Here is a 13,224-nt window from a genome sequence, read left to right as displayed (position 1 = left end):
ATATATTAACGGGAATGAACCCCAGACAGAAAGAGGCCGTCAAGCAAACGGAAGGCCCGCTGCTGATTATGGCAGGAGCCGGTTCAGGCAAAACGAGAGTACTGACACATAGAATTTCTTACCTGATACAGGAAAAGGAAGTAAACCCCTGGAATATTCTAGCGATCACCTTTACTAACAAAGCTGCATCAGAAATGAAAAGCCGGGTAGCCAGGCTGATTGAAGACGGGGGCAGTGACGTCTGGGTGTCGACCTTTCACTCCATGTGCGTGCGCATACTGAGAAGAGAGATCGACCGCATCGGCTACAGCTCTTCCTTTACGATTGCGGATCCTGCTGAACAGCTGACGCTGATGAAAAAAATCTTAAAGCGTCTGGATATCGATCCTAAAAAATATAATCCTCGGGCAATCTTGGGAGAAATCAGTAATGCCAAAAACAAACTGCAGAGTGAAGTGGCTTTTGCACAAGAAGCGCACGATTACTTTGGTAAGATTGTTTCTGATTGCTACACCCACTACCAGAGAGAACTGAGACAGTCGGAAACAGTTGACTTTGACGACTTAATCATGCTGACTGTCCGCCTTTTTGAAGAACACGAAGATATTCTTCACTACTACCAAAGTAAATTTCAGTATATTCACGTAGATGAGTATCAGGATACCAATCATGCCCAATACAAGCTGGTTAAGTTGCTTGCTGACCGGCTGCGTAATATCTGCGTTGTTGGAGACGCAGATCAGAGTATTTATGGCTGGCGCGGTGCAGACATGGAAAATATCATGAACTTTGAGCGGGATTATTCCGATGCCAAAGTGGTCTTTCTCGAGCAGAATTACCGGTCTACAGAGACGATACTGAAAGCAGCCAATGCGGTGATTGCCAATAACACAAACCGAAAAGAAAAAAGTTTGTGGACCGACAACAACGGTGGAGACAAGATCGTCTATTACCGTGCGGGCAATGAGCATGAGGAATCGCGTTTTGCTGTTCAGCAGATTCAAAAAGAAATGGAAGCCGACCGGTCACTACAGTATGGCGATTTTGCGGTTCTGTACCGTACCAATGCCCAGTCCCGTGTGATGGAAGAAACCTTGATCAAGACCAACATCCCTTACAAAATGGTGGGGGGGCATAAGTTCTATGACCGTAAAGAAATCAAAGATACTTTGGCTTACCTTACACTGATTGCAAACCCAAAAGACAATCTGAGCTTTGCTCGAGTCGTGAATGAACCCAAACGTGGGATTGGTGCATCAACAGTTGAAAAGCTAGCTTCGGCAGCTGAAGAAATGGGCTGGAGTCTTTATGAAGCAGCTTTGAATGCAAGCAGCATCAACTTGTCTGCCAGGGCAGCCAAAAAAGTCGAGAGCTTTGCCTTGATGATCCAGGATTTTCGTAAAATGGCTGAATTTCTGCCGGTCACTGAACTAACGGAAGAAGTGCTGGATAAATCTGACTATTTGCCGACGCTGAAAAGTGAACGAACACTGGAAGCGGAGACACGGATCGAAAACATACAGGAACTTTTATCTGTGACGCAGCAGTACGATGAATCAAAGCAGGAAGATAAAAGTCTGATCAACTTCCTAACAGATCTTTCCCTGATCTCGGATCTGGATCAGATTGAAGAAGAACCGACCAGTGAACTTACCCTAATGACCTTGCATGCGGCAAAAGGTCTGGAATTTCCGATTGTATTTCTGATTGGAATGGAAGAAGGGTTGTTCCCATTGTCTAGAGCTGAACTGGATGAGGACGAAATGGAAGAGGAACGCCGTCTGGCCTATGTCGGGATCACACGTGCAGAAAAGAAGCTATTTGTAACGAACGCTTCTACCCGCACACTATATGGAAAGATGCAGTCAAACCGGGCATCGCGTTTTCTGGACGAGATCGATGAAGATGTGCTGGAGCGACAAGAGTCCAACAGTCTTCGTCCGTTTTCAGGAGGCATGTATAAAGGGTTCGGCAGCAGCGCCAACGATCCGTTTTCTAAAACGGCGAAAAAGAAACGTCCACCGAAGCTGTCTGCGCATGCAACGGGAAATAGCGGAGCAGAAAAACTGGACTGGTCAGTCGGAGACAAAGCCCAGCACAAAGTCTGGGGTGTAGGGACCGTTGTGAAGATCAGTGGTGAAGGGGATGATCTGCAACTGGACATCGCTTTTCCCGGTATAGGGATCAAGCCGCTATTAGCCAGTTTTGCCCCGATTGAAAAATCCTAATATAGAAAGAGTGAGTAAATGTGAGCCCCAGCGAATTGCCTTTTGAACAGGCCAGTATTCGGGTGGACGAACTAGTCCACCTGCTGGACGACTACAGCCACCAATATTATGTACTGGATAAGCCAACCATACCGGATGAAGAATATGACCGCCTGTACAAGGAACTGGTCGAGCTGGAGGAGGCCTATCCTCAGCTGATACAGAATCATTCTCCGACCCAAAGAATCGGCGGTGCACTTCTAGAAGGCTTCGAGAAAGTTTCGCATGACACCCCTATGCTCAGTCTGGACAATGCATTTTCCAGAGAAGACCTGGCTGAGTTTGACCGCCGGGTTTCCCAGCTGGTAGATGGAGAGTACAGCTATCACTGTGAACTGAAGATTGACGGCTTAGCGGTCTCACTCAAGTATGAAAAAGGCAGACTTGTCTATGCTGTCACCCGCGGTGACGGAACAGTCGGCGAGAATGTTACGGCCAATGTAAAAACGATCAGATCGATTCCACTCAAGCTGAAAAAGCCTCTGACCCTGGAAGCTCGTGGAGAGATTTATATGCCAAAAACCTCTTTTTTGAAACTGAATGAACAGAGGGAAGAAAGAGGAGAGGCTGTATTTGCCAACCCGCGAAACGCAGCAGCCGGGACTATCCGTAATTTGGATCCGCAGGTGACCGCATCAAGAAATCTGAATATTTTTCTTTACGCCTTGGCAAATGTGGCCGATCGGCCTGCCAGTACTCAGGATGAAGCTTTGAAGTTACTTGATGACATCGGGCTGCGAACCAACTCTGAAAGGCAAGTCTATGATTCCATTGAAGAAGTTTGGTCATTTGTTGAAGACTATCAGCAAAAAAGAACGGAGCTGCCTTACGAAATCGACGGAATTGTAATCAAGGTCAATGAGTTGTCCAAGCAGGAGCAGGCGGGTTATACCGTCAAAGCGCCCAAGTGGGCGATTGCTTACAAATTTCCAGCAGAAGAAGCTCGAACGGTTATCCGCTCAATTGAGTGGTCGGTTGGCCGGACTGGGGTCGTCACGCCGACTGCCATTATGGACCCGGTACAGCTGGCTGGAACGACAGTCAGACGCGCCAGTCTGCATAATATCGACTTGATGATTGAAAAGGATATCCGCTTGGGAGATACGGCTCTAGTCAGAAAAGCAGGGGACATCATTCCGGAAGTGGTCAGAGTGGATAAAGAAATGCGCAGCGGAGAGAGTGAAGCGTATGTCTTCCCTGAAAACTGTCCAGCCTGTGGCAGTGAGCTGACGCATTTAGAAGAAGAAGTCGCGCTGAGGTGCATGAATCCTAAATGCAGCGCTCAGGCGAAGGAGCGCCTAAGTCACTTCGTATCCCGTAATGCTATGAATATTGATGGCCTAGGTGAACGAGTAGTCAGCCAGTTGTACGAGAACCAGCTGATACGAGATGTCGCCGACCTTTATTATCTGACAAAAGATCCTTTACTAAAACTGGAGAAAATAGGGGATAAATCGGCAGACAACATGTTGTCTGCCATCAACAAATCACGAAAGAATTCACTGGAACGTCTGCTGTTTGGACTCGGTATCCGTCATGTGGGAGCCAAGGCGGCCCGTTTGCTAGCGGAAGAGTTCGAATCGATGGAGACACTAAAGCAGGCTTCGGTTGAGGAAATTATAGAAATCGACGGCATTGGAGACACCATTGCCGAGAGTATCCGTTCTTTCTTTGATTTGGAAGAAGTAGAGGAATTACTCGACAAACTCAATCAGGCCCAAGTGAATATGCTTTATACAGGAAAGAAAAAAGAAGAACAGGCTGCAGCCGATACTTACTTTACAGATAAAACAGTCGTGATCACTGGGAAGCTGAGTCATTTCAAGCGAACAGAATTGAAGAACAAGCTGAACGACATGGGAGCCAAAGTGACTGGCAGTGTGTCTAAAAATACGGATTATCTGATCGCTGGAGAGGACGCCGGCAGTAAACTGGCGAAAGCTCGCGAGCTGGGTATCACCGTGATCGATGAGGCAAAAGTATTAGAGGAGATTGAATAATGAATAGAAATGAGTGTGGCAGCAAGTGAAAAGGAAATTTTTATGGGGTAGTTTGATGACCCATGTCTTGTTTCTCACAGCGTGCGGGCTGTTCCCAGATCCTGTAGATCCTGATCAGCCTGCCCAAGAAGAACTGGAACAGATAGAGGATGGAGAAACTGGTGATGAACCAGATGAGGAAGCTTCGATAGTTGAAGTTCAGGCGGATTCCGGTTACTTCAGGCCGGTCATCAATGAGGACGGAACCTATTCTCCAAGCCTGTCCCGAGGGATTACACGGCGGCTGAATTCCGGGGTAAACATGCGTACATTTGAAAGTGACTTGATGCGTCTGTCCCAAAGCTTTTTTTCCACGGAAGATCATTTTTTTCAGGAAGGGCAGTTTATTCCTTCAGAGACCATTAGCGCTTGGTTGAGACGTCAGCAGCCTGTAGAAGAGGAAACAGAAGTCGACGAGGAGAATGAAGGTTCGGAAGAAACAGGAGAGGAAGAAGAAAGTGTCGATTTGGGTCTGAATCCTGTAGACAACGAATCCATGGACCCGTCCGAGCGAAACCCAATCTACCTGAGCTCGATTCTGGAACATAACTTTTATGTTCAGACAGAGAACGGTTTGGAACTTTCAGGTGTCAGTATTGGGTTGGCCATGAACTCTGTAGACTACTTCGGTCCACAGGGAGAGCTAGAACAGACTGTTTCTACAGAGGAGCTGCTGGAAGAAGGACAGCGTATGAGTAATGAAATCATTTCACAGATGCGTGAGATGGAAGGACTCGAAGAGGTGCCAATCATGATCGGCTTATTCGAGCAGTCCAGACAGGACAACCTGGCACCGGGTACTTACATTGCTCAGGCTATTAGTGAAAATGGAAATACATCAGCCAGCAGCTGGAGACGGATTAATGAGCGCCGCGTTGTTTTCCCGCTGGAGGGCATGCAAAGCGCTGAAGGGAATAGCTTTGCCAATTTCCGTTCGGAAGTGGAAGGCTTTTTCCCTAATATCAGTGGGGTAACGGGTACGGCACACTATATAGAAGAACAGCTCGTCGATCTGCAGATCAACATGATGACCCAGTTTTACGGTAAGGGGGAAATCATTGCTTTTACGCAATTCATTAATGAGGCAGCCACTAACTTCCTGCCGCAGGATGTGCCGGTTGAAATCCGGGTAGAATCACTGAATGGTATGGAATCTTTCCTTTATAAGGATGCCGATCAGGATGAATTTGAAGTTTATATATTCAATTAATTTAAAGCATTGAGAGAAGGGATGATTGAAATGGCTATAAATGAAGAGACAGTGAGGCAGGTAGCCAAGCTAGCCAAACTTGAAATCGAAGAGGAGTCGGTCCACGCGTTCACCAAAGAAATGGATTCCATCATTGAAATGGTTGAACAGCTGGAAGGACTAGATACAGAAGGGATCGAAGGCACGTATCATGGCCTGCAGCAGCATAATGTCTGGCGCGAAGACAAGGCTGAAAAAGGAACAGACAGGGAAGAGCTGTTTAAAAATGTGAAGACCCGCAAAGACGGCTTCATCGAAGTACCAGAAATGTTTGAAAATGGGGGGAGTGAAGCCTGATGGATTTTATGGACTATACACTAGAAGAGCTGCATGAGCAGCTTGTCAAAAAGGAAGTGACGGCCGTTGAACTGGTCGAAGCGGCCTATGCACGCATTGATGCAACAGACGAACAAGTCGGAGCATTTCTTGCTCTGAACAAAGAAGAGGCCCTAAAAGCTGCGAGAGAGACCGACGAGAAAGGGATCGACCCGCATAATGTGTTAAGCGGAATCCCTGTGGGAATCAAAGATAATATCCTGACAAAAGGCGTCACAACAACGGCTTCTTCAAAAATGCTGGAAGATTTTGTGCCGGTCTATGATGCGACAGCGACTGAAAAGCTTAGAGAAGCAGGGATGATTTCTGTCGGTAAATTGAACATGGACGAGTTCGCCATGGGCGGGTCTACGGAAAACTCGGCCTTCAAGCTGACCCGTAACCCTTGGGACCTCAGCAAAGTTCCGGGCGGATCCTCAGGGGGGTCTGCCGCAGCAGTTGCTGCAGGACAGGTTCCTGTTTCTCTTGGATCCGATACGGGGGGCTCTGTCCGTGAGCCGGCAGCCTTTACCGGTCTGGTCGGCATGAAGCCTACTTATGGCCGTGTATCCCGTTACGGCTTAATCGCGTTTGGATCCTCTCTGGATCAAATCGGCCCCTTTACCCGAACAGTCAAGGACAATGCGCTCGTTTTGAATGCTATTAGCGGACACGATCCTAAAGATTCTACATCCTTTGAGGGAGAAACTCCTGATTTTACAGAGCAAATCGACCAGGGCGTCAAAGGCCTTCGTATCGGTGTGCCTAAAGAATACTTCAACGAAGACGCCAAGGAAACGGGAGTCATTGAATCAGTCAGAGCCGCGTTAAAAGTATACGAAGAGATGGGCGCGGAAATCGTGGACGTCAGTCTGCCGCATTCCCGCTACGGTATACCAGCTTACTATATTATTGCTTCTTCGGAAGCGTCCAGTAACCTGCAGCGCTTTGACGGGATCCGTTACGGCTACCGTGCAGAAGACACCCATTCATTGGAAGATATTTACGTGAAGTCCCGCTCGGAAGGCTTTGGGCTGGAAGTCAAACGCCGCATCATGCTAGGAACATTTTCACTCAGCTCCGGTTTTTACGATGCACACTTCAAGAAAGCCGCCCAGGCCCGTACGCTGATTCGTAAGGATTTTGACACGGTCTTTGCCGATGTTGATGTTCTGGTTTCACCAACGACGACATCGACTGCTTTCGACATCGGCGGCAAAATCGATGATCCGCTGGCCATGTATATGTCAGATATCCTGACTGTACCGGTCAACCTAGCGGGTGTACCGTCACTGTCTATTCCCTGCGGTTTCTCCAACGACATGCCTGTCGGTATGCAGCTGATTGGGAATCATTTTGACGAGCAGATGCTTTACCGTGTGGCTTACGCCTTTGAACAGGCGACCGATCACCACAAGCAGAAGCCAGCATTTAAGGGAGGGGAATAAAAACATGAATCTAGAACCCGTTATCGGACTCGAAGTACACGTCGAGCTTAAAACAGAATCCAAAATGTTTTCACCGTCCCCGGCTCACTTCGGGGCGGAACCGAACACAAACACCAATGTGATTGACTGGGGACATCCTGGTGTCCTACCGGTCGTGAACAAGACGGCTATTGAATTCGGCATGAAGGCAGCGCTAGCACTGAACTGTAAGATTGCCAGTCATACAAAATTTGACCGTAAAAACTATTTCTATCCAGACAATCCGAAAGCTTATCAGATTTCTCAATTCGATCAGCCGATTGGCTATGATGGCTATATCGATATCGAAGTGAACGGTCAGACCAAAAGAATCCGCATTGAACGGGTTCACTTGGAAGAGGATGCCGGAAAGAACATGCATGGCGAACATGGTTCTTCCTACGTAGACCTGAACCGTCAAGGAACGCCCCTGATCGAGATCGTATCCGAAGCTGACATACGCTCGCCAGAAGAAGCGCAGGCTTATCTGGATACCATTAAGCAGCTGATTCAGTTCACTAAAGTTTCCGACGTTAAAATGCAGGAAGGCTCCATGCGTTGTGATGCCAACATTTCGCTGCGCCCATTTGGCCAGGAAGCGTTTGGAACGAAAGCTGAAATCAAGAATCTAAACTCTTTCTCTTATGTGAAGAAAGGGCTAGAGTATGAAATCAGCCGCCAGGAGAAAGTACTGAATGCAGGTGGTGCCCTTCAGCAGGAGACCCGCCGGTATGATGAGGCGACAGGGAACACGATTTTGATGCGCACAAAAGAAGGCTCCAGTGACTACCGCTACTTCCCGGAACCGGACATTCCGAATCTTGTCATCAGTGACGAGTGGATTAGTGATGTGAAAGCTTCTCTGCCTCAAATGCCGAAAGAAAGAGTAGCCCGTTATGTAGATGCGTATAAGCTACCGGAATACGATGCGGTCGTTCTGACAGCTACTGTAGAAATGTCTGACTTCTTTGAAGAAACCGTCAGGCATGAGGCCGATCCCAAACAGGCATCCAATTGGCTGATGGGCGAAGTGTCCGCTTACCTGAACAGTGAACAGGTCGAACTTCATGATACAGCAATGACACCGAAGGCTCTTGCTGAGATGATCAATCTGATCGCTGACGGCACGATTTCATCGAAAATCGCCAAAAAGGTCTTTAGAGAACTGGTCGAAAATGGCAGTGACGATGTTAAGGCCCTTGTAGAAGATAAAGGCTGGGTCCAGCTGAGTGATCCATCCAAGCTGCTGCCGATTATTTCAGATACTCTGGATAAAAATGAACAGTCGATTGAAGATTATAAAAACGGTAAAGACCGGGCTATGGGCTTCTTAGTCGGCCAGGTCATGAAACAGACCAGAGGACAAGCCAATCCGGGCATGGTCAACAAACTGCTTAAAGAAGAACTGGATAAGAGATAAAACTAAGGGAGAGGGAGCCTGTGAAACGACGCGCCAGAGTGATTTACAATCCGACATCGGGAAGAGAGACGCTGAAGCGTGCCATTCCTGATATCCTGAACGTTTATGAGCAAGCCGGCTATGAGACCAGTGCCTTCTGCACGACTCCCGATCCCTTGAGTGCTCAGATTGAAGCCAACCGCTGTACAATAGCCGGCTTTGACCTAATTGTTGCAGCCGGAGGAGACGGGACGATCAACGAAGTGATCAACGGTATTGCTCCGCATAACAGCCGGCCCAAGCTAGCAATCATTCCGGCAGGCACGACCAACGACTTTGCCCGGGCACTCAAAATTCCCCGCAATGACTTTGTAAAGGCAGCCGAACTGATCGATACCCATCAGTTTGTCCGTATGGACATAGGGAAGGTTAGGACCTCCTCACAGGAACGCTACTTCATGAATATTGGGGCTGCCGGTTCTTTAACTGAAGTTACCTATGAGGTGCCCCCTAATATGAAATCTGCCTTTGGGGCTTTGGCATACTTTGTCAAGGGTGCCGAGCTCCTTCCTCAAGTCGGCAAGGTCCCGGTTCGCATCACCTATGATGAAGGCGTGTATGAGGGAGCGGCGTCCATGATGTTTGTGGCTCTGACCAATTCTGTTGGGGGCTTTGAAAAGATTGCTCCGGACAAAAAGATTGGGGATGGCAAATTTACGCTTATCATTGTCAAAACGACAAATATTGCTGAAATCCTAAGGCTGATTACCATGCTGCTGAATGACGGCCGGCATGTCAGTCATCCAAAAATTCTTTATACAAAAACCTCAAAAGTAAGAGCGGAAACCCTGAACAGTGACCCGCTGATGATCAATATTGACGGAGAATACGGAGGGAATGCTCCAGCAGAATTTGAGATGTTCCAGCAGCATCTGGATATTGTGGTGGATCTGGCCCGCATGCATCTGACCGTTGACAGTCGGGATGCTGTCACGATAGAAAAAGAAAGTGAGTTTATCGAAGGGGTCACTCACATGGAAGACGACTGAAAATCAGCTGTCAGCATAAACGGCCCTTTTTATAGGGCCCTTTCATAGTAAGCTGCATTGTGTGGATTTTCCTTAGAAGTCCAGATACAATCGATTGGATAAGAAGACGCCTGGGCGCTGTCCCGGCGTCTTTCTTTGTGGCCATGCTTGCATCCTGATACCAAGGCAGAAGAAAAGACAGGCATTGCGGTATAAGCAGTATAAAATATTCGAAGGGAATTGCCCCTTTAGCTTTTCAACTATCCTAACCAGGATGTATACTTGAAATGAATGACAGACAGAAGGAGAATGACCATGGCTAAAAATAAAACACATAAGAAGGCACCGGTAAGTAAAAATGAGGTGCTAAAGGCCGAGATTGTCGATCTGACACATGAAGGGGCCGGTGTGGCAAAAATAGATTACTACCCCGTCTTTATCGAAGGGGCACTGATAGGTGAGACCGTTGAGTTCAAGATTGTTAAAACCAAAAAGACTTTTGCTTTCGGAAAGCTGATCAAAGTGATTGAAAAAAGTCCGGATAGAGTAGAAGTAGTGGACAAAGTATATGCTCAGACCGGGACAATGCCGCTTCAGCACTTGTCCTATCCGGCACAGCTGGCTTTCAAGAAAAAACAGGTCGAAACCGTCCTGCAGAAAATCGGCAAGCTCGAAGGCATTAAAGTCAATGAAGTGATCGGTATGGACTCACCCCTAGGCTACCGGAATAAGGCCCAAGTACCAGTCCGAAAAATTGACGGCAGACTGACGACTGGTTTTTTCCGTAAAAACAGCCATGATGTGCTCCCTATTGAGGACTTCCAGATCCAGGACCCTGAAATAGACCAAGCGATAGTACGTATACGGGATATCATGCGCCAGTTTCATGTCAAGCCTTACAATGAAAAAGCCCATACCGGCTGGCTGAGGCACATCATTGTCAGACGCGGCCACTCCAGCAAAGAGCTGATGGTTGTACTAGTCACGACCAACCATGATTTTCACCGGGAAGAGGAGATAGTCACAGCCATTAAAAAAGCCCTGCCCGAGCTAGTCAGTCTAATCCAGAATATTAATCCTGAAAAAACCAATGTCATTCTGGGCAGCGAATCACGCATCCTTTGGGGCGAGGACAACTATAAAGATCAGCTGATGGGCTTTACCTTTTCGATTGGACATCAGTCTTTCTATCAAGTGAATTCGGTGCAGACTGAACAATTGTACAGAACAGCGGTGGACTATGCGGGACTGACGGGTCAAGAGACCGTCATTGATGCGTACTGCGGGATCGGGACGCTTACGTTAGCTCTGGCTCAAAAGGCTGAAAAAGTCTACGGCCTTGAAATCATCGAGCCGGCTATTGAAAATGCCAGACTCAATGCTTTAAACAACTCCGTATCCAACGTAGAATTTAAAGTCGGACCGGCTGAAGAAATCATAACCGAATGGGCTGAAGCACAGCTGCAGGCGGACGTCATCGTCGTTGACCCGCCAAGAAAAGGACTGGCACCTGAATTTATTGAATCGGTCCTGACTATGAAACCTGAAAAAATGGTCTATGTCAGCTGTAATCCGGCAACTCTTGCCAGAGATTTGAAGCTGCTGACAGAGGGCGGCTATACAGTCGAAGCTGTCCAACCGGTGGATATGTTCCCTCAGACTTATCATGTGGAGTGTGTTGTATTGATGTCGATGATGAAATAGGGACGTGTTAAAACACCTTGGAATATAGGGACTTAAATAATTTTGTCTAGAACATATTTAGCGATTAATAAGTAAGAGTTTAATTAGGGAACATGTTTACACTCCAGTTAACACTAGGGTTGAGTTGATAGGATAGTTAACTAGGTTGAATATGTAAAACTAAGTATTTATTATTGAGTTTAAGATTTATTATTATAAAGGAAAATCAATGAGATTAGTGATATATAGACCAATCAATTTACGATATATTTGTTGCAACGGAAAGAAAAAAGTATAATTCGAAGAAAAAAAGTTTTGAAGACTGTTTATAAAAAATGATTGTATTGTTTTTGGCACTAAGGAGGAATAGAAAGATGATACAAATAAGATATGTAGAGGATAATGATATAGATTTTTGGTACAGCTTTGATTCGCATTTATCACAAAATGAATTTCAAAAAAAAGTGAGAGACAAGCAAGGTTATGTTTTGTTGGACAATGACAATCCTAAAGGGCTTTTAAGATTTAATTTGTTTTGGGACAATACTCCGTTTTGCACTATGCTATTTGTGGGTTGGAATTTTCAAAATATGGGATATGGGAAGCAATTGATGGAGCATTGGGAAAATGATATGAAAGAAAAAGGCTATGGTATGCTGATGACATCAACCCAAGTGGATGAGAGCGCACAGCATTTTTTTAGAAAAATTGGATATAAGGATTGTGGTGGAATGACTGTGGATATACCAGGATTTGAACAACCTATGGAATTATTTTTGAGTAAAGCATTGTAGGATGATTAGATAAATTGTTGTATGCAATGTTTTTATACAAAATAACCTAATCAAAAGCCAATATGTCTACTTGATAAGAAGGCTAAATATCTGTATATACACTTGATTATAGTTATATTTTCTATAAGTGTGAAATAGCTTAAGTATATCATATGTAGTGTGTTGCTTTGTTTGAACGAAATGAGTGAGTAAGGTAAAAATTGCCGAGCTTCATTATTTTGGCGGACTGCGTGTTTTAAGCTTTAAAAAATAGAAGTGAACAATGTGATCTTCGAGCAGTAGAGCTAGAGGCTAGGGACCAGCTGAATGATTAAGCACAACAGAATAATAATAGGTATCAGACAATGTGTAATTTGAATAGACAGTTAAAGGGGAGAGCTGCCTGATGAAAAAGCGTCTTATAACCATATTTAGTACTATTGCGGTTATAGCAGGTATCTTGGCATACGTAATCAGCTGGGCATTTTTTGATATTCAAAGAATCAACGGGGACGAGTACCTTACGGAGTTATCTTCACCCAATGGAACATATACTGTCACCGCCTATTTAAATAATGGTGGTGCGACTACAAGTTATGCAGTTCTGGGTACTCTGGAGAATAATGAGGACGGACAGATAAAAAATATTTATTGGCAAGATCGCTGTGAAGAAGCAGAAATGGAATGGCTGAATGAGGACACTATAGTCATAAATGGTATAAAGTTAAATGTAAATAAGGAAATCTATGATTATAGGAGAAAAGATAGTCGTTTACCCCACCAAAATAGCGTTCGTCAAAAGGGTCAACTATCCATATGATTAGTTGAATGGTATAGGACTCATATCATCCCCTCATATCAAAGATGTTGTTTTGCTGTCTGGAGTGTATAATTCGGTTCTACTGCTTTACCTAAAGAGCAGCAGCTCCGTTTGTAGGATAAAACCATCATAGAAAGGCTGCTACATCATATCAAAATGACAGACAAACAGCCTAAAATGGAAAG

10 protein-coding genes are annotated in these 13,224 nt (G+C 45.8%); all 10 read left to right on the top strand.

What is annotated here, in order from left to right; translation table 11 throughout:
* The first annotated feature begins 14 nt into the window (after positions 1-14).
* The 10 genes from pcrA (at position 15) to ADIAL_RS07805 (ending at position 13,039) form a co-directional block, all read left to right on the top strand.
* Complete coding sequence (gene pcrA / locus ADIAL_RS07850; RefSeq protein ID WP_034302289.1) at positions 15-2,228, top strand: DNA helicase PcrA; 2,214 nt, start codon at positions 15-17, stop codon at positions 2,226-2,228.
* A 20-nt stretch (positions 2,229-2,248) separates the two neighbouring features.
* A complete protein-coding gene (ligA, locus tag ADIAL_RS07845; protein WP_051503816.1) occupies positions 2,249-4,267 on the top strand; it encodes an NAD-dependent DNA ligase LigA in 2,019 nt (672 codons plus the stop codon).
* Between the two features lie 25 nt (positions 4,268-4,292).
* Positions 4,293-5,516: a CamS family sex pheromone protein gene (locus ADIAL_RS07840; protein WP_155849204.1), complete on the top strand. Its 1,224-nt coding sequence runs from the start codon at positions 4,293-4,295 to the stop codon at positions 5,514-5,516.
* Between the two features lie 30 nt (positions 5,517-5,546).
* Positions 5,547-5,852 (top strand): Asp-tRNA(Asn)/Glu-tRNA(Gln) amidotransferase subunit GatC, encoded by a 306-nt coding sequence (gene gatC / locus ADIAL_RS07835; protein ID WP_034302234.1) that lies wholly within the window; start codon positions 5,547-5,549, stop codon positions 5,850-5,852.
* Positions 5,852-7,318, top strand: a complete 1,467-nt coding sequence (gatA, locus tag ADIAL_RS07830; RefSeq protein WP_034302232.1) for an Asp-tRNA(Asn)/Glu-tRNA(Gln) amidotransferase subunit GatA — start codon at positions 5,852-5,854, stop codon at positions 7,316-7,318. The genes gatC and gatA overlap by 1 nt, the downstream gene beginning before the upstream one ends.
* Before the next feature lie 4 nt (positions 7,319-7,322).
* Entirely contained in the window at positions 7,323-8,756 is a 1,434-nt protein-coding gene (gatB, locus tag ADIAL_RS07825; RefSeq protein ID WP_034302229.1) for an Asp-tRNA(Asn)/Glu-tRNA(Gln) amidotransferase subunit GatB, read from the top strand.
* Between the two features lie 20 nt (positions 8,757-8,776).
* Positions 8,777-9,784: a diacylglycerol kinase gene (locus ADIAL_RS07820; RefSeq protein ID WP_034302225.1), complete on the top strand. Its 1,008-nt coding sequence runs from the start codon at positions 8,777-8,779 to the stop codon at positions 9,782-9,784.
* A 294-nt stretch (positions 9,785-10,078) separates the two neighbouring features.
* The gene (rlmD, locus tag ADIAL_RS07815) at positions 10,079-11,467 is read left to right on the top strand and encodes a 23S rRNA (uracil(1939)-C(5))-methyltransferase RlmD (RefSeq protein WP_034302222.1); all 1,389 of its coding nucleotides are present in this window, start codon (positions 10,079-10,081) and stop codon (positions 11,465-11,467) included.
* A gap of 353 nt (positions 11,468-11,820) precedes the next feature.
* The gene (locus tag ADIAL_RS07810; RefSeq protein WP_034302218.1) at positions 11,821-12,240 is read left to right on the top strand and encodes a GNAT family N-acetyltransferase; all 420 of its coding nucleotides are present in this window, start codon (positions 11,821-11,823) and stop codon (positions 12,238-12,240) included.
* A 385-nt stretch (positions 12,241-12,625) separates the two neighbouring features.
* Positions 12,626-13,039 (top strand): DUF5412 domain-containing protein, encoded by a 414-nt coding sequence (locus tag ADIAL_RS07805; protein ID WP_051503815.1) that lies wholly within the window; start codon positions 12,626-12,628, stop codon positions 13,037-13,039.
* Positions 13,040-13,224 lie beyond the last annotated feature (185 nt).

Source organism: Alkalibacterium sp. AK22 (assembly GCF_000585255.1).
Lineage (GTDB): Bacteria > Bacillota > Bacilli > Lactobacillales > Carnobacteriaceae_A > Alkalibacterium.
The sequence above is the reverse complement of the archived record's forward strand: the minus strand, read 5'-3'. Positions and strand labels throughout refer to the sequence as shown.

Coding starts and splice junctions, on each gene's coding strand:
- pcrA (WP_034302289.1), top strand. CDS start 15: ATGAACCCCAGACAGAAAGAGGCCGTCAAGCAAACGGAAGGCCCGCTG.
- gatC (WP_034302234.1), top strand. CDS start 5,547: ATGGCTATAAATGAAGAGACAGTGAGGCAGGTAGCCAAGCTAGCCAAA.
- gatA (WP_034302232.1), top strand. CDS start 5,852: ATGGATTTTATGGACTATACACTAGAAGAGCTGCATGAGCAGCTTGTC.
- gatB (WP_034302229.1), top strand. CDS start 7,323: ATGAATCTAGAACCCGTTATCGGACTCGAAGTACACGTCGAGCTTAAA.
- rlmD (WP_034302222.1), top strand. CDS start 10,079: ATGGCTAAAAATAAAACACATAAGAAGGCACCGGTAAGTAAAAATGAG.
- ADIAL_RS07810 (WP_034302218.1), top strand. CDS start 11,821: ATGATACAAATAAGATATGTAGAGGATAATGATATAGATTTTTGGTAC.
- ADIAL_RS07805 (WP_051503815.1), top strand. CDS start 12,626: ATGAAAAAGCGTCTTATAACCATATTTAGTACTATTGCGGTTATAGCA.